Below are 18,832 nucleotides of genomic sequence, written 5' to 3' on the forward strand. Positions count from 1 at the left end.
CGAATCAGGTGTTCGGATATAGAACACGTGATCACGACGATGTGAGGAGCCTCCCCAATGCAGTTCCACCACCACGGCTACGTGTCCGGCGAACCCCATGTGCTGCCCGCGGCCGGGCCGGCCTGGTCTCCCGAGCTGCCGGAGGTCATGGACGTGCTCGTCGTCGGCTCCGGGCCCGCGGGAATGGTCGCCGCCGCGCAGCTCGCGCAGTTCCCCGGCGTCAGCACGCGGCTCGTGGAGCGGCGCGGCGGCCGGCTCGAGATCGGCCAGGCCGACGGCATCCAGGCCCGCAGCGTCGAGACCTTCCAGGCGTTCGGCTTCGCGGAGCGGATCACCGCTGAGGCGTACCGGATCACCGAGATGGCGTTCTGGAAGCCGGACCCGGCCGACCCGACCCGGATCGTCCGGGCGGCGCGGGCGGCGGACGACCCCACCGGGATCAGCGAGTTCCCGCACCTGATCGTGAACCAGGCGCGGGTGCTCGACTACTTCAGAGAGTTCATGACCAACGGTCCGACCCGGATGCGGCCAGATTACGGCTGGGAGTTCCGCGGCCTCCGCGTCGAGGACGCGGGGGAGTACCCGGTCGTCGTCACGCTCGCGCGCACGGTGGGTGAGAACGCGGGCGAGGAGCGGGTCGTGCGCGCCAAGTACGTCGTCGGCGCCGACGGCGCGCGCAGCACGGTGCGCGAGTCGATCGGCTGCACGCTCGCGGGAGACCAGGCCAACCACGCCTGGGGCGTGATGGACGTGCTCGCGGTCACCGACTTCCCGGACATCCGCACCAAGTGCTCGATCCAGTCGGAGTACGGCAACATCCTGCTCATCCCACGCGAGGGCGGCTACCTGTTCCGGATGTACGTGGACCTCGGCTCCGTCCCCGACGACGACCACGGCGCGGTGCGGCAGACGAGCATCGAGCAGATCATCGCGAAGGCGAACGAGATCCTGCACCCGTACACGCTCGACGTGCGCAACGTCGCCTGGCACAGCGTCTACGAGGTCGGCCACCGGCTGACCGACCGCTTCGACGACATCCCGGTCGACGTGCTCGGCTCGCGCACGCCGCGGGTCTTCATCGCGGGCGACGCCTGCCACACGCACAGCGCGAAGGCCGGCCAGGGGATGAACGTCTCCATCCAGGACGGCTTCAACCTGGGCTGGAAGCTCGGCCACGTGCTGCAGGGCCGCAGCCCCGAGTCGCTGCTGGCGACCTACTCCGCGGAGCGGCACGTCGTCGCCAAGAACCTGATCGACTTCGACAAGGAGTGGTCGACGCTGATGGCCACCAGGCCGGAGGATCTGAAGGACCCGTCCGAGCTGGAGGACTTCTACGTGCGCACGGCGGAGTTCCCCGCCGGGTTCCTCACCGAGTACGCGCCGTCCCTGATCGTCGCGGAGCCGGCGCACCAGGGGCTCGCGACCGGGTTCCCGATCGGCAAGCGCTTCAAGTCGCCGATCGTGGAGCGCGTCTGCGACACCAACCCGGTCCACCTCGGGCACCACGCCACGGCCGACGGGCGCTGGCGGATCTACGTGTTCGCCGACGCGGCGCCCGCGGGCGACGGGACCCTGGTCCCGGAGTTCGCGGACTGGCTCACGACCTCGGCGGCCTCCCCGCTCGCCGCGACGCCGCGCGACGGCGACATCGACGCCTGGTTCGACGTGAAGGTCGTCTACCAGCAGGACCACACCGGCGTCGACCTCGGCCGGGTGCCGGAGGCGTTCCTGCCGCGGACCGGGCCGTTCGACCTCATCGACTACGAGAAGGTGTACGCGGCGGCGCCGGGCGACGACGTCTTCGGCGCGCGCGGCATCGACCGGGACGGCGCGATCGTCGTGGTGCGGCCGGACCAGTACGTCGCGAACGTCCTGCCGCTCGCCGGGTACGAGGAGCTGGGCGCCTTCTTCGCGCCGATCCTGGCGGTGCGGGACTCCGCCCCGGCGGCGGCCGTCTGACCGGGGTCGCCGGCGGGCTCAGCGGAGCTCGCCGGCGACCGTTTCGGCGGCGCGGGCCAGCCGCGCGCCGATCGCGGCGACATCGCGGCCGTTCGCCACGTACACGACGGCGAGGGCGGCGAGCGGCTGCCCGTGCACCACGAGCGGGACGGCGACGGACGCCAGGCCGGGGATGACCTCGTCGTGGCTGGTCGCGTAGCCGCGTCCCCGCGCCTCCACCGCCTCGTCGCGCGGATGGCCGTCCGGCAGCTCGGCCCACTGCGGCTCGGTGAGCACCGACTGGAGGGCGATGCCCGGGGCTCCCGTGGTGACCGGATGCCGCGTTCCCGGCCGCTGGGCGACGGCGGCGTGCGCGTGCGAGGGCTCGATGCTGACCAGAGTGACGACCTCGCCGCGGTCGAGGACGGCGAGGAACGCCGTCATCCCGAGCTCGTTGGCCACCGCGCCCAGCTCCGGCACGGCGGCGGACTGGAGGTCGCGCGACACCGACCGGGCGAGCGTCGCCATGCGCGGCCCGAGCAGCGCGGCGCCCGCGGGGTTGCGCACGACGAGGCCGTGATCCTCCAGGGTGCGGAGGATGCGGTACACGATCGACCGGTGCACGCCGAGCGCGGCGGCGAGCTCGGCGATGGTGAGCGGGCGGTCCGCGTCGGCCAGCGCCTCCAGCACGCGGATGCCGCGCGAGAGGGTCTGCGAGTGCGGGGCGGGCGTGCCGGGGGCGCCGGTGGCCTCCGGTGCGCCCGCGTCGTCAGGTGTGCTCGCCATGCGCCCATTCTTTCGCATCCCGCGCGGGGAGGCCGCCGGCGCTCAGCGACCCGCGGTCAGCCCGCCGCGGCGAACGCCCGGGAGTAGGCCCAGCGCGGCTGACTCGTCCCGGAGCACATGTAGGCCGGGATCCCCGACGCGCACGGCTGGTCGCGGGTCAGCTCCCACCAGCTCAGGCCGGCGAGGCCGTTGGCCTTCGCGTACCGTCCGACCGTGGCGGCGTCAGTCAGGGTGAACAGTTCGCCCGTGTCGTTCAGCCCGGGCATCGGTGTCACCGCGACGAGGCCGAGCCGCTGGGCGTCGGTCCAGGACGCGTAGGCGGCGACGCCCTTCAGCTGCGCGGCGGCGGAGGTTGCCGCGTCGATCGCGGCCTTCCCCATGTCGGTGACGCCGGTGCCGTAGTCCATGGTCATCAGGTTCACCGCGGACAGCTGAACGCCCGCCGCGGTGAACTCGGCGATCGTGCGGAGGCCGCTGGCGAGCAGGCCGTACGGCATCACGGGGAGGGTGAGCGTCACCTGGAGTGGGTGGCCCGTGCCGGCGCGCTGGCGCTGCAGGGCGGCGACCGCGGCCGCGCGGCGGACATTCGAGGCGGAGTCGGAGACGTCGGCGCCCTCGATGTCGAAGTCGACCCGATCGAGCGCGAAGCGCGACACCACCGTGCCGTAGGCGGCGAGGAGCTTGGCGGGATCGGTGCAGACCCGGGCGAGCTCGTCGTTCGCGGCGCCGCCGAACGACGCCACGACGCGGCCGCCCGTGGCCTGGAACGCGGTCACGTCCGCCCGGAAGTCCTGGCTGCCGCCGATCGTGTACGCGGTGTACCCGGCCCAGGTGGGCGAGCAGGCGCTGCTGCGGTCGGCGACGACGAACGCCGCGGTGACCGCGCGCACACCCGCCGACGAAGCGAACGAGGTGAGGTCGGCGGTGGGCCAGAGGCCGAGGTCGACGTACGGCGCGATGAGGAGACCGGAGGCGCCGGGCGCCGGGGTCGGGGTGGGCGTCGGGGTCGGTGTGGGGGTCGGCGTCGGGGTGGGCGTGGGCGTGGGCGTCGGGCCGGGCGCCGGGGCCGCGCCGCCGTTGATCGAGCACGGCAGGTTCGCGCCGACGACGCGGCAGCCGGTCGGCACGAGCGGCGCGCCCGCGGCTTTGCTGGAGGTGAGTCCGAAGGTCGCGGTCCCTCCGGGCGCGAGCGTGGTGGCGTACGACGGCGCCGTCACGGTGAAGCCATCGCCCGAGGTCGCGGCTGTGCCGTCCCAGAGGCTGACGACGCCGTCGGCGGTCGTGAACGCGACTTGCCACGGCGACAGCGTCGTGGCGGACGCGTTGGCAACCGCGACCGAGGACTGGAAGCCGGCGGTCCACTCGGAGGTGACCGTCCAGGTGACGGCGAGGCCGGCGCCGGGCGCGGCGGTGGGGGTGGGCGTCGGAGCCGGCGTCGGAGTGGGTGCCGGGCTCGGGGTCGCCGTGGCCGTGGGGGCCGGAGTCGGAGTCGGCGTCGTGGCTCCGCCACCGGTCGGGCCTCCGTTCACCGCGCACGGCACACTCACTCCGGCCGGGAGCCCGACGATCGTGCACGAGGCGGGCACGATCGCGGCGTTGCCCGCGCGGGTGGCGGTCAGTCCGAACGCGGCGGACGCGCCCGGGGCGAGGGCGGTCGCCCACGACGGCGCGCCGACGGTAAGGGTCCCCGCGGGGGAGGCGACGGCGACGGCCGACCAGATGCTCACGAGCGCGTGCGGGAAGTCGAACCGCACCTGCCACGGCTTCAGGGTCGTGCCGGTCCCGTTCGCGACCGTGACCGCCGACTGGAAGCCGGTGGTCCAGGAGTTCGCGGTGGTCCAGGTGACGTCCACCCGCGGCGTCGCGGCGGCCAGCGCACCGGAGGTCGCGATCGCGCCCGTCCCGAGGAGGCCGGCGACGGCGAGTGCGGCGACGACGGCCTGCCGCCGGTGCGCGGTGCGGCGGCCGGGACGGAACGGACCGAGCAGCCGGCGCAGCGCCGCCCGGACTCGGTGACCGGTCGCCCGGTGGCGTGCGGGACGGGACGCTGACTCGGGCATGGCACTCCTGACGACTTACGACGGAACAGCGAAGGGAGGTACGTGAGTCACTATCGGCCACCGCGCCGGATCGGTCAGCGATCCGCGGGGGAGTGTCGTGGGGAGTCGTCGCGCCGGCCGGGCCGGGCTACCGACCCGTCAGGAATTCACCCGGATGATCTCCTCCTGGTACGGCGCGACGACGTCGCCGGAGATCCGCAGGTCGAGCAGCAGGAACGGGCGCTCGGCCGCCGGGCGCGCGGCCCAGCGGGCCAGCGCGTCCAGGTCGTCCGGAGTCCTCACCACGACGCCCTCCGCGCCGACCGCGGCGCCGAGGCCCGCGAAGTCGACCTCCGGGATGCGCATCGGGCCCGGGGCGAGACCCTTCAGGCCGTAGAGGTTGACCTCGGCGCCGTAGGCGGCGTCGTTCCACACCACGCACACGCCGCGGCCGCCGGCGACCCGCACAGCGGACTCCAGGTCGGCCAACGCCATCAGGCCGCCTCCATCGCCGGTCGTGAGCACGACCGTGGACTCCGGGTGCGCGAGCGTGGCGCCGGCGACGCTCGGGAAGCCGAGACCGATCGACTGGTAGGCGGTGCCGACCATGATCATCCGGTCCGGGGAGGCGACCGGCCAGTACATGTTCGCCCAGCCGATGAAGTGGCCGCCGTCGGAGACGACGACGCGGTCCTCCGGCAGCAGCTCCGCGATGCGGGCGGCCGCGGTGCGCGGGTCGAGACGGCCGTCGGCGGCCAGGCCGTCGCCGTGGGTCCGGGAGCGGAGGGCGGCCAGGTCGACGGACTCCCGCCAGCCGGAGGGCGCGGCCCCGAGCGCGCGGAGCTCCTCGACCAGGGCCTCGGTGACCAGGCGGGCGTCGCCGCGCAGGTACGCGCCGACGTTCGGGTGCGTCGCGGCGGGCGCGACATCCACCTGGATGACGCGCGTGCCGGGGGCGAAGAGCTCGCCGAACCGCATCGTGAACTGGTTGAGCGAGGCGCCGAAGACCACGGCGACGTCGGCCGAGCGGACGGCGTCCATCGCGCCCTCGGCTCCGAAGCCGCCGGTGACGCCGAGGTCGTAGCGGCCGTCGGGGAACACTCCGCGGCCGAGCGCGGTGCCCGCGGTGAGCGCGCCGGTCGCGTCGGCGAGGGCCCCGAGCGCGGGGCCGGCCCCGGCGATCCAGGCGCCGCGGCCCGCCAGCAGGAACGGGCGCTCGGCGCCCGCGAGCGCGGCGGCGGCGTCGGCGATCGCGCCGCGTGCGAACGGCCCGGCCGGCGCAAGCGGGGCGGGCAGCGCGAGCGCGGGCGCCTCCGGCACAGGCCCGGCCTCCCGGGTGGCGACATCGTAGGGGATGGCGAGGACGGTCGGCACCCGGTAGGTGAGCGCGTGCTCGACCGCGATGGCCGTGGTCGCGGCGGCGTCGGTGCGGCCGACCGTGTAGGTGCGCGCGCCGACTGCGCTGGCCAGTGCGATCTGGTCGACGCCCCACGGCCGCGGGCCGGAGGTGGGCTCGTCTCCGACGACCAGGACCAGCGGGATGTGCGCCTGCCTGGCCTCCGCCAGGGCGGTCAGCGTGTTCGTGAACCCGGCGCCGTAGGTGGCGGTGGCGGCGGCGAGCCGGCCGGACGCGCGGTGGTAGGCGTCGGCGGCGACGACGGCCCCGGCCTCGTGGCGCATGGCGGTGTAGGGGACGCGTCCCTCCCGCTCCAGGGCGTCGAGGAAGTGGGCGTTGCCGTTGCCCATCACCCCGAAGACCTGGTCGACGTGGCGGGCGAGGGTGGTGGCGACGTGCGCGGAGACGGAGGGCATGGCGGTGCCTTTCGAGACGGGGAACGGAGGTGCGATGATCCGTATGTGTCTCGCGCGCTGCTGCGTCGCCGAGCGCGGCTTCGTGCCCTTTTTTCGAGCACCGGGCCGTTGGACGGCCGGACCTCAGCAGTATAGCCGGGCGCCTGTCGAAAACGGCCCCACCCGTTCGACGTCCAGGTGTTCCCGCACAGTGCGACGAACAGCGCGACGAAAAGCGCGACGAAAAGCGCGACGAGAGGGAGAGACATGACCGGCTACCTGATCCTCATCTACGGCGACGAGAACCGCTGGGACGCCCTGGACGAGGAGGCGCGCGCGGCGCTCGACGCCGCCCACCGCGCCCTCCAGGAGAAGGCGGGAGAGGGGGTGCGTGCCGCGGGGGAACTGCAGGCGTCGTCCACCGCGACGACGCTGCGCACCGGCCCGGACGGTGAGCCACGGCCCACCGACGGGCCGTTCTCGGAGTCCAAGGAGGTCGTCGGCGGGTTCTACCTGATCGAGGCCGAGAGCCAGGAGGAGGCGGTCGCGTTGGCGGCGTCGCTCGCGGAGGCTCGGCAGGGGCATGGGGGGATCGAGGTCCGGGCGTTGGTGAGGCGCTAGGGCAACGGAGGACTTCCGGGCCGACGCGCCCGGGAAACGCAGTGAGCGGAGGGGATCCGCGGGTGCGGAGGGCGGATCTCCTCCGTTGGCCGCGGGTGACAGAGGCGGGGTGGACAGAGGAGGATGCGCTCATGACGGATGCAGGGATCATCGGGGTGAACACCATCGGCATTCCGGTGCGGGACCAGGACGTCGCCCTGGCCTTCTACCGGGACGTGCTCGGGTTCGAGCTGCTCGTGGACGCGCCGCTGCCGACGGGCGGCCGCTGGATCATGGTGGCGCCGCCGGGATCGGCGGTGTCCGTGTCCCTGGTGGTCGCCGGCGACGACGCACCGGCGGGGGTCGAGACGGGCATCCGGTTCGAGAGCCTCGACGCGGCCGGCACGCACGCGGAGCTGACCCGGCGCGGCGTGGCGGTGGGGGAGCTGCTGCGCTGGCCGGGCGTCCCGGCGATGTTCCAGGCGCGGGACCAGGACGGGAACCGGTTCGAGGTGGTGGAGCGGGGGTAGCTCAGACCCGCACCGCGCCCGAGCCGGCCGCGTGGGGGAAGTGATCCATCAGGCAGGCGCCGGGCCGCTGCTGGCGCGGACGACGAGGCGGGTCGGGAGGACGGACGAGCGCACCGGCTCGGGCCGTCCCTCGATCTCGGCGATGAGGAGTTCGACGGCGCGGCGGCCGGTGGCCTCGAACTCCTGGTGGATGGTGGTCAGCGGCGGCCAGAACGAGTCGGACTCGGCCATGTCGTCGAATCCGACCACGCTGACATCGTCCGGCACTCGCCGGCCGGCCTCGTGCAGCGCGCGGAGCACGCCGAGCGCCATCTGGTCGTTCGCGGCGAACACCGCGGTGATCTCGGGGCGCACGGCGATCTCCCGCCCGTAGCCGTAGCCGGCGGTCGTGGACCAGTCCCCGCGGAAGACCTCCGGCACCGGGGCGCCCGCGGCCTCCAGGGTGTCCCGCCAGGCCTGTTCGCGGCGCGCGGCCGAGTACGACTCGGCGGGTCCGGAGATGTGCCACACCGTCTCGTGCCCGAGCGAGAGCAGGTGCTCGGTGGCCTGGCGCGCGCCCTCGGCCTGGTCGGTGTCCACCTGCGGGTAGTCCGGGCGCTCGGTGGAGTCGATGACCACGACGGAGAGCCCGGACGGCAGCTCGACGTCGGCGCGGTCCACGATGTGGGCCTCGATGACGATGATGATGCCGTCCACCGCCTGCTCCAGCAGCCGGGTGAAGGCGACGCTGACGTCCTGCTGGGTGGGGTGCTCGACCGGCACGACGGTGATCGAGTAGCCGGCGGTCGCGGCCGAGACGGCGATCGCGTCCAGCGTGCGCATGTTGCCATACGACGAGAGCGTGAACATCACCACGCCGATGTTGCGGAACAGCCCGGAGCGCAGCGCGCGGGCGGCGCGGTTGGGCCGGTAGCCGAGCGCCTGCATGGAGGCCAGCACGCGGTCGCGGGTGGCGGCCTCCACGTTGGTGAGGCCGTTGGCGACGCGCGAGACGGTCTGGGTGGACACCCCGGCGTGCGCGGCGACGTCGCCGAGGGAGGGGCCGCGGGTGCGGCCGGCGCGGCGCGCGGGCGCCGGGTCGGCGATCGACTCGGTCATGGTTCCCCATTCTGGTGAAGGCTCGGGTGATTCCTGCCGCGACGGTCCGCGGGGAACAACGCACTTGCATCATGTTGACGTCAACATGCTAGGGTATGCAACCAGATGTTGACGTAAACATCCGCCGCGACGCCGCAGCGCACTCCCGCGGGCCGCAGCGAGCACCGAATCACCGAGGAAGGCCATGACAACGACGTCCCTCACGCCGACGGCCCCGCCGGCATCACCGCCCCGGCGCCAGCCCCGTCCGCGACGCGATTGGCGCGGCTGGGCCTTCGTGGCCCCGTTCCTGGTCGTGTTCGCCCTGATGATCGTCGCGCCGGTCGTCTACGCGCTCTACCTCAGCCTGTTCCGCCAGCAGCTCATCGGCGGCAACGCCTTCGTCGGGCTGGACAACTACATCGCACTCCTGCAGGACGGGAAGTTCTGGGAGTCCTTCGGCCGGGTCGCGCTCTTCCTGGTCGTGCAGGTGCCGATCATGCTCGCCCTCTCGCTCGTCGCGGCCCTCGCGCTCGACTCCGCCCGGCTGCACGGCGCCGGTTTCTTCCGCATCGCGCTGTTCCTGCCCTACGCCGTCCCCGGCGTGGTGGCCGCGCTGATCTGGGGCTTCATCTACGGCGACCAGTTCGGTCTCACCGCGAGCGTCAACCACCTGCTCGGCACGCAGCTCGCCCCGCTCGCCGGCCAGTGGATCCTCGGCTCGATCGGCAACATCGTGACCTGGGAGTTCCTGGGCTACAACATGCTGATCTTCTATGCGGCGCTGCGGGTCATCCCCGGCGAGCTCTACGAGGCCGCCGAGATCGACGGCGCGGGGGCGTTCCGCACGGTGTTCAGCATCAAGCTCCCCGCCGTGCGCGGCGCGATCGTGATCGCGACGATCTTCTCGATCATCGGCAGCTTCCAGCTCTTCAACGAGCCGAACCTGCTCAAGCAGCTCGCGCCCAACGCGATCAGCAGCTACTTCACACCCAACATGTACGCCTACAACCTGTCGTTCGCCGGCCAGCAGTTCAACTACGCGGCCACGGTCGCGATCGTGATGGGCGTCATCACCGCGGTGATCGCCTACGTCGTCCAGCTCCGGGGCTCGCGCAAGGAGGTCCGCTGATGACCGCGCTCACCGACCGTCCGCGCAAGGCGCCGTCCCGCGCCGCCGCCCGCTCCAACCGCGCCGCCCGCGCGGCCGCGCCGACCTCCGGCCGCCGCAGCCGCAAGTCGACCGTGCTGACCATCGTGATGATCGTCTTCACGATCTACTCGTTCGTCCCGCTGATCTGGCTCATCGTCAACGCGACCAAGAGCCAGCCGGACCTGTATTCGTCGTTCGGGCTCTGGTTCGGCAAGGACTTCAACCTCTTCCAGAACATCGCGCAGCTGTTCAGCTACCGCGACGGGATCTTTCTGCAGTGGCTGGGCAACACCCTCCTCTACGTCGTGGTCGGCGCGGGCGGGGCAACGCTGCTCGCGACGGTCGCCGGCTACGGGATGGCGAAGTACGACTTCCCCGGCAAGCGGGCGGTGTTCGCCATCGTGCTCGGCGCGATCGCGGTTCCCGGAACGGCGTTGGCGGTCCCGACCTTCCTGATGTTCAGCCAGGTGGGGCTCACGAACACGCCCTGGGCGGTCATCCTGCCGTCGCTGATCAGCCCGTTCGGCTTCTACCTGATCTGGACCTACGCCAGCGAGGCGATCCCGACCGAGCTGCTGGAGGCCGCCCGGATGGACGGCGCCGGCGAGTTCCGCACCTTCTTCACCATCTCGCTCCGCCTCCTCGCCCCCGGAGTCGTGACCGTCGCGCTGTTCGCGATCGTCGCCACCTGGAACAACTACTTCCTGCCGCTCATCATGCTGAGCGATCCGACCTGGTACCCCCTCACGGTCGGCCTCAGCCAGTGGAGCGCGCAGGCGACCGGGGTCGGCGCCCAGCCGATCTTCAACCTCGTGATCACCGGATCGCTCGTCACGATCATCCCGATCGTGGCCGCGTTCCTGGTGCTCCAGCGCTACTGGCAGTCGGGTCTGGCCGCCGGAAGCGTCAAGCAGTGAACACAGCACCTCCCTCCCATTCCACAAGGAAGTGAAAGGAACCACCATGAAGCGCATCCTGCGTTCCCGGAACCTGCGACGCGTCGCGACCGCCGTCGTCGCGACCGCCGTCATCGGCGCCTCGCTCGCCGCGTGCTCGTCCGGCTCCGGCTCCAGCGGCGGCGGCAGCGCCTCCGACGTCGACGCGGCCCTCAAGCAGGGCGGCACCATCACCTACTGGTCGTGGACCCCGTCCGCCCAGGCCCAGGTCGCCGCGTTCGAGAAGGCCTACCCCAAGGTGAAGGTCAAGCTCGTTAACGCCGGCACCAACACCACCGAGTACACCAAGCTCCAGAACGCCATCAAGGCCGGCTCGGGCGCGCCCGACGTGGCGCAGGTCGAGTACTACGCCATCCCGCAGTTCGCGCTCTCCGACTCCCTCGTCGACCTGAAGCAGTACGGCTTCGACTCGCTCAAGAGCGACTACACGCCCGGCCCCTGGGGCTCGGTCAACGTCGGCGGCAAGCTCGTCGGCCTCCCGCAGGACAGCGGCCCCATGGCGATGTTCTACAACAAGACCGTCTTCGACAAGTACGGCCTGACCGTGCCGAAGTCCTGGGACGAGTACGTCGCCGACGCGCAGAAGCTGCACGCGGCCGACCCGAACGCGTACATCACCAGCGACTCCGGCGACTCCGGCTTCACCACCTCGATGATCTGGCAGGCCGGCGGCCGGCCGTTCCAGGTGAACGGCACCACGGTGTCGATCAACCTGCAGGACGACGGCTCCAAGAAGTGGACCGGCACCTGGGACAAGCTGGTGCAGGGCAAGCTGCTCTCCACCGTCCCCGGCTGGAGCGACGACTGGTTCAAGGCGCTCGGCAACGGCTCGATCGCAACCCTCGTCACCGGCGCCTGGATGCCCGGCGTGCTGGAGTCCTCGGTGAAGGACGGCTCCGGCCAGTGGCGCGTCGCGCCCATCCCGACCTACGACGGCACCCCGACCAACGCCGAGAACGGCGGCGGCGCGCAGGTCGTGCTCAAGCAGTCCAAGAACCAGGCGCTCGCCGCCGGCTTCCTCAAGTGGCTGAACAACGACCCGGCGTCGATCAAGGTCTTCCTGCAGTCCGGCGGCTTCCCGTCCACGACCAAGGACCTGAACTCGTCCGACTTCCTCGCCCAGGCTCCGGAGTACTTCGGCGGCCAGAAGATCAACGAGGTCCTCGTCGACGGCGCGAAGAACGTCTCCACCGGCTGGCAGTACCTGCCCTTCCAGGTCTACGCGAACAGCATCTACGGCGACACCGTCGGCCAGTCGTACACCTCGAACTCCAGCCTGAACCCCGGCCTGCAGGCCTGGCAGAAGGCGCTGGTGAGCTACGGCAACCAGCAGGGCTTCACGGTCACCGGCAAGTAACCCCTCCACCGCACGAGACACCGTCACCGGCCCTCGGGCGTCCGCCGCAGGCAGGCGGGCGCCCGGGGGAGGAGAGAGCACATGAGCACCTTCGAGATCGCCGAGGACGACTTCCTCCTCGACGGCCGGCCCCACCGCATCCTGTCGGGGGCGATCCACTACTTCCGCGTCCACCCGGACGACTGGGCCGACCGCATCCGCAAGGCCCGCCTGATGGGCCTGAACACCGTCGAGACCTACGTCCCGTGGAACGCCCACGAGCCGCAGCCCGGCGAGTGGACCGCGGAGGGCGCGCTCGACCTGGCCCGCTTCCTGCGCACGGTGCAGGAGGAGGGGATGCACGCGATCGTGCGGCCGGGGCCGTACATCTGCGCGGAATGGGACAACGGTGGATTGCCGGCGTGGCTGTTCACCGACCCGTCGGTCGGCATCCGGCGCGCGGAGCCCGCATTCCTCTCGGCGGTCACGGCGTTCCTGGAGCGGGTGCTCGCGATCGTCCGCCCGCTGCAGGTGACCGAGGGCGGCCCGGTGCTGCTCGTGCAGGTCGAGAACGAGTACGGCGCGTACGGCGACGACAAGGACTACCTGCGTCACCTCGTGGCGGTCTTCGAGGGCGCGGGCATCACCGTGCCGCTGACGACCGTCGACCAGCCCGAGCCGGCGATGCTCGAGAACGGCTCGCTGCCCGGCCTGCTCAAGACGGCCTCCTTCGGCTCCCGCTCGCGCGAACGGCTCGCCACCCTGCGCGAGCACCAGCCGACCGGGCCGCTGATGTGCTCGGAGTTCTGGGACGGCTGGTTCGACCACTGGGGCGCGCACCACCACACGACCTCCGTCGAGCAGTCCGCCGCCGACCTGGACGAGCTGCTCTCACTCGGCGCGTCGGTCAACATCTACATGTTCCACGGCGGCACCAACTTCGGCTTCACCAACGGCGCCAACGACAAGGGCGTCTACCAGCCGATCGTCACCAGCTACGACTACGACGCTCCGCTCGACGAGGCGGGCGAGCCCACCGAGAAGTACTGGGTGTTCCGCGACGTGATCGCCAAGCACGCTCCGGTGCCGGCGGAGGAGCCGGTCGTCGCGGCCGCCGCGCCCGCGTTCAGCGTGCCGTTCCTGGACGCCGTGCCGCTGTTCGCGGTGGCGTCGAGGCTGGGCGACTGGCAGCACACCGACGACCTCCCCACTTTCGACGCGCTCGGCCACTACTCGGGCCTCGGGCTCTACCGCACCGAGATCGACACCGCGGAGCCCGCTGTGCTGGAGTTCGGCGAGGTGCGCGACCGCGCCTACGTCTTCGTCGGCTCCACGCGCGTCGGCGTGCTCGCGCGCGACCACCACGACAGCGCGATCACCCTGTCACCGAGCCGCGGAACGCTGACGGTGCTCGTGGAGGACCAGGGCCGCGTCGACTACGGTCCCCGGATCGGCGAGCCCAAGGGCCTGATCGGCCCGGTGCGCCTGAACGGCGAGGGGCTGCGGCGCTGGAGCGTCCTCCCGCTGCGCCTGCCGTCGCTGAGCGCCGTGCGGGCCGAGCTCGACGCCGCGGGCGCCGCCGTGGAGCGCGAGCCGGAGCGACTGGCCGGGCCCGTGTTCGCGCGCGCGGCCTTCGAGCTGGCCGAGCAGGGGACGCTGTTCCTCGACACCACCGGCTGGGGCAAGGGCTTCGCCTGGGTCAACGGCTTCAACCTCGGCCGCTACTGGACCCGCGGCCCCCAGGAGACGCTGCACGTGCCGGCGCCGGTCACCCGGGCCGGGCGCAACGAGCTCGTGATCCTGGAGTTGGAGTCCGCGGCGGACGCCACCGCCGCGTTCGTGTCCGAGCCGCGCCTGGGCCACACGGACTTCTGAGTTCCTGTCACGCGGTGGAGGTGCGGGTCACCGGGGGTCGGGGTCGAGCTCGCCGTCGCGGCGGCGGCGCACCTCGTCCTCCAGCCGCCGGATGCGGTCGTCCGCGATCTCGCGCTCGAGCGCGGCCAGCTGTTCCTCCGTGGACAGCGGGCGCGCGGCCGGCGCGGCCGGCGCGTGCTGCTCGCGCGTGACGAACGTCCCGCGCGGGCGCCGGTAGGCCGCGCTCGGGTACTCGCGCCCGAGGGCGAACCACAGGACGCCGCCGATCAGCGGCAGCAGGATCACGATGAAGATCCACGTGATCTTCGGCAGGTGCTTCACCTGGCTGCTGTCGCGCAGGATGATGTCGACCAGCGCGACGACGAAGAAGACGAGGATCAGCAGGGGAACGACGGCCATGCCGCGAGTCTAGGGGGAGACCCGGCGCCTCCGCCGGATCTCCCCGCTCAGTGCGGACTCGAAGCGAGCGCGAAGCAGTCGCAAAGGCGCCGCAGGGCCGCCGCCGAACTCACTCCCAGACCATGAACGGCCGCAGCTCCAGCTGCCCGTTGCGCGCCATCGGGTGCTTCGACGCGATCTCGATGGCCTCGTCGAGGTCCTCGACCTCCAGGATGTCGAAGCCGCAGATGACCTCCTTCGTCTCGGTGAAGGGGCCGTCGGTCACGTAGCGCTTGCCGTCGCGGACGCGGACGACGCGCGACTCGGTCTGCGGCTGCAGCACCTCCCCGATGATGCGCTTGCCGCTGGCGTCGAGCGGGTCCACCCAGAGGTCGACGTCGGACTCGTCGGTCTCGGTGTCGGGCTCGGAGTCGGTGATCACGAACATCATGTACTTCATCGCGTGGATCCTCTCGGAATCGGTGGTCGGTTCACTGGGACGTCGAACGGAGCGGCCGCCGCTCGACATTCCTGCGCTCCCGGATCAGCCGGTGCACGACGTACTCCACGGTCACGGCCACCACGACGGCGCCGAGCGGCTCGCTGAACCAGCCGAGATACGTCGCGGGCGTGGTCAGCCACAGCAGCGTGTAGCCGGAGTACGCCACCGCGAACGCGGTCGCCGTTGCGCCGACGTGCCGCCACCAGTGGATGGCGCCGGGACGGGCGCGCGCGAACCAGGCGTAGTGCGCCGCCGCGCTCGCGAAGCCCACCCCCGCGGCGGCCGGCCCGTAGAGGAAGAGCTGCGGGCTGAGCAGCTCGCGCTTCGTGTCGCTGCCGAGCTCGTAGTCGAGGATGTGCAGGAAGCCGACCACGGCGCCCGCGAGCACGCCGGTGATCAGGACGACCAGGCGCGCGTCCCTGCCGAGCAGCGGGTGGTCGCGCGTGGTCGTCACGCGCTGACGATACTGCGCGGGCGAGGGGGCGTCCAGCGTCCCGGCGACTGGTTAGTGTAGCCTTACCTTACTCGTCTCCCGCCCCTCCGCCCGGCCTGAAGGGAACCGCCGTGCCCGTGCTCGCCCCACCCCTCACGGACCGTCCGGCATACCGACCGTACCGCGCGCGCGTGCTGGCGATCCGGCGCCTGAGCCCGGGCTTCGCGCGGGTGAGCCTCGGCTGCGACGACTTCGCGACCTTCGGCGCGGAGCGGCTGGACCAGCGGATCAAACTGGTTTTCCCGTTGCCCGACGGCTCCTTCAGCCCGCTCGGCGCCGGCGACTGGTACGGCGAGTGGCGGACGCTGCCGGAGCACCGGCGGAACCCCTTCCGCACCTACACCGTGCGCGACGTCGACCAGGGGGAGCGGCGGCTCGACGTGGACTTCGTCGTGCACGGCGACGGCAACGGCGACGGCGGCCCGGCCGCGCGCTGGCTCGCGGGCGTCGCGGCGGGCGACGAGCTGGTCGTGATCGGCCCGGACGGGCTCAGCCCGCACACCGGCGTCGGCATCGACTGGCGGCCAGGGGCGGCGACCGAGCTGCTGCTGGCCGGCGATGAGACAGCGGCCCCGGCGATCGCGTCGATCCTGGAGGGACTGCCGCCGTCGCGGCGCGCGCACGCCTTCATCGAGGTCCCGACGGCGGAGGACGCGCTCCCGCTCCGGACCGGCCCGCACATCGAGGTGACCTGGGTGGCGCGCGACGGCGGTGAGCACGGCTGCGCGCTCCTCCCGGCCGTGACCGGTTGGCTGAACGAGCACCCGGACGTGGTCGCGGCGGCCGCGGCGGGACGCACGCAGCGCCTGGAGGATGTCGACGTGGACGCGGGCATCCTCTGGGACAGCCCGGAGCGGCCGGACGGTCACGGGGCGGCCGCCGGCGGGTTCTACGCCTGGATCGCGGGCGAGTCGGGCGTCGTCAAGACGCTCCGCAGGCTCCTCGTGCGAGGGCACGGGATCGACCGCGGGCGGGTGGCCTTCATGGGCTACTGGCGGCTGGGGCGCGCCGAGCAGGTCTAGCCGGACGAGGCGCGCGCTACTTGTTCTTGGTCTCGGTGCCGGCGAACGTCTCGGGATAGTTGCTCAGCCAGCTCCAGTGGCTCACCGGCCAGCTCACCACGAACGCGCGGCCGACGACGTCGCTCATCGGCACGAAGCCCTTGGTCGGGTCGTCCATGTGGTAGCGGGAGTCGGCGGAGTTGTAGCGGTTGTCGCCCATCACCCAGACCTTGCCGGCGGGGACGGTGACGTCGAACGGCTTGGCGGACACGGCCTGCTGCCCGGCCGGCAGCAGCACGTACGGCTCCTTCAGCGGCACGCCGTTGACGCTCATCTGGCCGAGCGCGTTGCAGCAGGTGACGTGGTCGCCGGGCAGGCCGATCAGGCGCTTGACCAGGTGCTGGTCGCTGTCCGAGGCGCCGAGGCCCACGAAGTCGAGCACGGCTCCGACGCCCTGCTGGATCGGGTTGCCGGTCTGCGGCGCCGCCGCGGGCAGCCAGCCGCCCGGGTCCTTGAACACGACGACGTCGCCGCGCTGGAGCGGGAAGACCGACGGCTGCAGCTCGTTGACGATGATCCGGTCGTTGATCTGCAGCGTGTTCTCCATCGACCCGGAGGGGATGTAGAAGGACCGGGCGACGAACGTCTTGATCAGGAACGAGACCAGCACCGCGATGACGAAGATCACCACGACGTCGCGCAGCAGCACCTTCCAGCCGGACTTGCGGGCGGTGCGACGGGGTCGCAAGGTCTCGGTGCTCTCGGTCACAATGCTTCACGCTAGCGTGCGATTGCTGGGAGACGCATCCGACCCTCGCACGAGGGATTGTCCGGCAGGGCCACGCGGTGACAGGATCGGAGGACGGGCCGTCCCGGCGCCCGCCGGGGGCTCGCGTGATCATGCGGGATGCGTTGGCGCGCTACGGACTGCAGGCACGACGCGAACATCCGCGCCGCGGCGATCGAAGCCGCATCCGCCGCGAGCGGCCCCGCCTTCCCGGTGGGCCGCCGGCCGCCGGGGGAGGGTTCTCGCCGCTGAGGGCGCTGGCCCACGCGGCCGCGATCGTGCTGGCCGCGGGCGTCGTGCTCGCTCCGCTCCCGGCCTCCGCGGAGGACTGCCCCGGCGCGGTCTGCTCCACTTCGACGCCGACGCCCGGCCCCACGGGCGGGACCACGGATTCACCCGCGCCGACACCCGGCCCGACGCCGATGCCGACTCCGACCCCCACCCCGACGCCGACTCCCACGCCCACGCCGACGCCGACTCCCACCCCGACGCCGACCCCGAAGACGTCGCACAAGCCGGCGCCCGCGCCCGCCCCCGCACCGTCGCCGGCCCCGACCGACGAGATTCCGCTGCTCGTCCCCGATCTCGGCGGCACAGTGCAGTCGAACTTCGCGCAGGCCCAGCAGGCGGCGCAGCTCGCCAGTGCGCTGGCCTCCGCCCAGCAGGCCCTGGCCGCGGCGACCGACGCCAACCTCGGCGTGCAGCGCGAGCAGGTCCAGGCGCAGTCCACGGCGGACGCCCTCGCCGCCCAGGCGAAGGCCGCGAAGAAGAAGGCGGCCGCGTCCGCCGCGTTCGCCACCGCCCTCATCCGCGCCGCCGGCTGGAAGGGGCTCGGCGCCGACCCGCTCGCGGCAGTGCTCGGCACGAACGGCGACCTCCTCACCAAGCTCAGCGCCGTCGACCGGCTGCGCACCCTCTCCGACGACAGCGCGGCCGCACTGCGCGACGCCGCCTCCGACGCCAAGACCGCCAAGACCCTCGACGCGCAGGCGAAGGACGCCGCCGTCGCCCTCGCCGGCATCGACGTCGGCGCCAGCGAGCAGGCGGTCGCGGACGCCCAGGCGCAGGTCGACACGGACTCCGCCGCCCTCGCGCAGCTGCCGACGCTGCTCACCGCCGGGACCGGCTGGAAGGCGCTCACGGTCGACCCCGCCGCCATCGCGAACGCCTGGACGCTCCCCGTGCACGGCCCGCTGACCGACCCGTTCGGCCCACGGCCGTCGCGTCCGGCCGGGGCGCCGCTCTTCCACCCGGGCGACGACATCGGCGCCGCCTGCGGCACGACGATCGTCGCGGCGGCGGCGGGCACCATCCTGGCCGCCGGTCCGAACGGCGGTTACGGGAACTTCATCCTGATCGACCACGGCGGCGGCGTCGAGACCGCCTACGGCCACATCCGCGACGGCGGGATCGGCGTGACGGTGGGCGAGCACGTCGCGGTCGGGCAGCCCATCGCGCAGGTCGGCACGACCGGCCTCTCCACCGGCTGCCACCTCCACCTCGAAGTACGGGTGAACGGCGTGCAAATAGATCCCTACCCGTTCCTCGCCGCACGCGGAGTCATCGTCGGAACCCTCTGAGAGGCGTACG

General features: G+C 72.4%; 17 protein-coding genes. 9 read left to right on the forward strand and 8 right to left on the reverse strand.

The genetic code is table 11. From position 1 onward, the window contains the following. The first annotated feature begins 57 nt into the window (after window positions 1-57). The gene (locus HNR13_RS07485; RefSeq protein ID WP_179605168.1) at window positions 58-1,959 is read left to right on the forward strand and encodes an FAD-binding monooxygenase; all 1,902 of its coding nucleotides are present in this window, start codon (window positions 58-60) and stop codon (window positions 1,957-1,959) included. A gap of 18 nt (window positions 1,960-1,977) precedes the next feature. Here the strand turns inward: HNR13_RS07485 and HNR13_RS07490 are convergent, their stop codons facing one another. The 3 genes from HNR13_RS07490 to HNR13_RS07500 all read right to left on the reverse strand — a co-directional run bounded on the left by HNR13_RS07490 (window position 1,978) and on the right by HNR13_RS07500 (window position 6,575). Further along, complete coding sequence (locus HNR13_RS07490; protein ID WP_179605169.1) at window positions 1,978-2,724, reverse strand: IclR family transcriptional regulator; 747 nt, start codon at window positions 2,722-2,724, stop codon at window positions 1,978-1,980. 56 nt (window positions 2,725-2,780) lie between these two features. Next, window positions 2,781-4,784, reverse strand: a complete 2,004-nt coding sequence (locus HNR13_RS07495) for a cellulose binding domain-containing protein (RefSeq protein WP_179605170.1) — start codon at window positions 4,782-4,784, stop codon at window positions 2,781-2,783. Between the two features lie 138 nt (window positions 4,785-4,922). After that, complete coding sequence (locus HNR13_RS07500; RefSeq protein WP_179605171.1) at window positions 4,923-6,575, reverse strand: thiamine pyrophosphate-binding protein; 1,653 nt, start codon at window positions 6,573-6,575, stop codon at window positions 4,923-4,925. A 246-nt stretch (window positions 6,576-6,821) separates the two neighbouring features. Between HNR13_RS07500 and HNR13_RS07505 the strand changes: the two genes are divergently transcribed. Both HNR13_RS07505 and HNR13_RS07510 read left to right on the forward strand, forming a co-directional pair. Continuing rightward, on the forward strand, window positions 6,822-7,175 hold the full coding sequence (locus tag HNR13_RS07505) for a YciI family protein (protein WP_179605172.1): 354 nt from the start codon (window positions 6,822-6,824) through the stop codon (window positions 7,173-7,175). A gap of 131 nt (window positions 7,176-7,306) precedes the next feature. Further along, the gene (locus HNR13_RS07510) at window positions 7,307-7,684 is read left to right on the forward strand and encodes a VOC family protein (RefSeq protein ID WP_179605173.1); all 378 of its coding nucleotides are present in this window, start codon (window positions 7,307-7,309) and stop codon (window positions 7,682-7,684) included. A 48-nt stretch (window positions 7,685-7,732) separates the two neighbouring features. On the opposite strand, the gene HNR13_RS07515 is transcribed toward HNR13_RS07510, so the two are convergent. Beyond that, window positions 7,733-8,782: a LacI family DNA-binding transcriptional regulator gene (locus HNR13_RS07515; protein ID WP_179605174.1), complete on the reverse strand. Its 1,050-nt coding sequence runs from the start codon at window positions 8,780-8,782 to the stop codon at window positions 7,733-7,735. A gap of 184 nt (window positions 8,783-8,966) precedes the next feature. On the opposite strand from HNR13_RS07515, the gene HNR13_RS07520 reads away from it, so the two are divergent. From HNR13_RS07520 to HNR13_RS07535, 4 genes are all read left to right on the forward strand, one after another. Continuing rightward, entirely contained in the window at window positions 8,967-9,893 is a 927-nt protein-coding gene (locus HNR13_RS07520; protein ID WP_179605175.1) for a carbohydrate ABC transporter permease, read from the forward strand. Continuing rightward, complete coding sequence (locus HNR13_RS07525; protein WP_179605176.1) at window positions 9,893-10,831, forward strand: carbohydrate ABC transporter permease; 939 nt, start codon at window positions 9,893-9,895, stop codon at window positions 10,829-10,831. The genes HNR13_RS07520 and HNR13_RS07525 overlap by 1 nt, the downstream gene beginning before the upstream one ends. 46 nt (window positions 10,832-10,877) lie before the next feature. Then, window positions 10,878-12,227 carry an ABC transporter substrate-binding protein gene (locus tag HNR13_RS07530; RefSeq protein WP_179605177.1) on the forward strand — a complete coding sequence of 450 codons (1,350 nt, stop codon included), beginning with the start codon at window positions 10,878-10,880 and terminating at the stop codon, window positions 12,225-12,227. Between the two features lie 81 nt (window positions 12,228-12,308). Next, window positions 12,309-14,081: a glycoside hydrolase family 35 protein gene (locus HNR13_RS07535; RefSeq protein ID WP_179605178.1), complete on the forward strand. Its 1,773-nt coding sequence runs from the start codon at window positions 12,309-12,311 to the stop codon at window positions 14,079-14,081. 27 nt (window positions 14,082-14,108) lie between these two features. Here HNR13_RS07535 and HNR13_RS07540 read toward each other — a convergent pair whose 3' ends face one another. The 3 genes from HNR13_RS07540 to HNR13_RS07550 form a co-directional block, all read right to left on the reverse strand. Then, on the reverse strand, window positions 14,109-14,480 hold the full coding sequence (locus HNR13_RS07540; RefSeq protein ID WP_179605179.1) for a PLD nuclease N-terminal domain-containing protein: 372 nt from the start codon (window positions 14,478-14,480) through the stop codon (window positions 14,109-14,111). Between the two features lie 109 nt (window positions 14,481-14,589). Beyond that, entirely contained in the window at window positions 14,590-14,919 is a 330-nt protein-coding gene (locus HNR13_RS07545) for a YciI family protein (protein WP_179605180.1), read from the reverse strand. Between the two features lie 31 nt (window positions 14,920-14,950). Further along, a complete protein-coding gene (locus tag HNR13_RS07550) occupies window positions 14,951-15,415 on the reverse strand; it encodes a hypothetical protein (RefSeq protein ID WP_179605181.1) in 465 nt (154 codons plus the stop codon). Window positions 15,416-15,525: 110 nt separating this feature from the next. On the opposite strand from HNR13_RS07550, the gene HNR13_RS07555 reads away from it, so the two are divergent. Then, window positions 15,526-16,476, forward strand: a complete 951-nt coding sequence (locus HNR13_RS07555; RefSeq protein ID WP_179605182.1) for an SIP domain-containing protein — start codon at window positions 15,526-15,528, stop codon at window positions 16,474-16,476. Window positions 16,477-16,492: 16 nt separating this feature from the next. Here the strand turns inward: HNR13_RS07555 and lepB are convergent, their stop codons facing one another. Beyond that, window positions 16,493-17,224, reverse strand: a complete 732-nt coding sequence (lepB, locus tag HNR13_RS07560) for a signal peptidase I (RefSeq protein WP_179605183.1) — start codon at window positions 17,222-17,224, stop codon at window positions 16,493-16,495. A 131-nt stretch (window positions 17,225-17,355) separates the two neighbouring features. Here lepB and HNR13_RS07565 point away from each other — a divergent pair, with 131 nt between their 5' ends. Further along, a complete protein-coding gene (locus HNR13_RS07565) occupies window positions 17,356-18,822 on the forward strand; it encodes a M23 family metallopeptidase (RefSeq protein ID WP_246312731.1) in 1,467 nt (488 codons plus the stop codon). The last annotated feature ends 10 nt before the right edge of the window (window positions 18,823-18,832 follow it).

The organism is Leifsonia shinshuensis (genome assembly GCF_013410375.1).
Taxonomy (GTDB): Bacteria; Actinomycetota; Actinomycetes; order Actinomycetales; family Microbacteriaceae; genus Leifsonia; species Leifsonia shinshuensis.

Excerpts from the sequence above, each read along its gene's own strand:
- HNR13_RS07485 (WP_179605168.1), top strand. The coding sequence starts at position 58 with ATGCAGTTCCACCACCACGGCTACGTGTCCGGCGAACCCCATGTGCTG.
- HNR13_RS07490 (WP_179605169.1), bottom strand. The coding sequence starts at position 2,724 with ATGGCGAGCACACCTGACGACGCGGGCGCACCGGAGGCCACCGGCGCC.
- HNR13_RS07495 (WP_179605170.1), bottom strand. The coding sequence starts at position 4,784 with ATGCCCGAGTCAGCGTCCCGTCCCGCACGCCACCGGGCGACCGGTCAC.
- HNR13_RS07500 (WP_179605171.1), bottom strand. The coding sequence starts at position 6,575 with ATGCCCTCCGTCTCCGCGCACGTCGCCACCACCCTCGCCCGCCACGTC.
- HNR13_RS07505 (WP_179605172.1), top strand. The coding sequence starts at position 6,822 with ATGACCGGCTACCTGATCCTCATCTACGGCGACGAGAACCGCTGGGAC.
- HNR13_RS07510 (WP_179605173.1), top strand. The coding sequence starts at position 7,307 with ATGACGGATGCAGGGATCATCGGGGTGAACACCATCGGCATTCCGGTG.
- HNR13_RS07515 (WP_179605174.1), bottom strand. The coding sequence starts at position 8,782 with ATGACCGAGTCGATCGCCGACCCGGCGCCCGCGCGCCGCGCCGGCCGC.
- HNR13_RS07520 (WP_179605175.1), top strand. The coding sequence starts at position 8,967 with ATGACAACGACGTCCCTCACGCCGACGGCCCCGCCGGCATCACCGCCC.
- HNR13_RS07525 (WP_179605176.1), top strand. The coding sequence starts at position 9,893 with ATGACCGCGCTCACCGACCGTCCGCGCAAGGCGCCGTCCCGCGCCGCC.
- HNR13_RS07530 (WP_179605177.1), top strand. The coding sequence starts at position 10,878 with ATGAAGCGCATCCTGCGTTCCCGGAACCTGCGACGCGTCGCGACCGCC.
- HNR13_RS07535 (WP_179605178.1), top strand. The coding sequence starts at position 12,309 with ATGAGCACCTTCGAGATCGCCGAGGACGACTTCCTCCTCGACGGCCGG.
- HNR13_RS07540 (WP_179605179.1), bottom strand. The coding sequence starts at position 14,480 with ATGGCCGTCGTTCCCCTGCTGATCCTCGTCTTCTTCGTCGTCGCGCTG.
- HNR13_RS07545 (WP_179605180.1), bottom strand. The coding sequence starts at position 14,919 with ATGAAGTACATGATGTTCGTGATCACCGACTCCGAGCCCGACACCGAG.
- HNR13_RS07565 (WP_246312731.1), top strand. The coding sequence starts at position 17,356 with ATGCGGGATGCGTTGGCGCGCTACGGACTGCAGGCACGACGCGAACAT.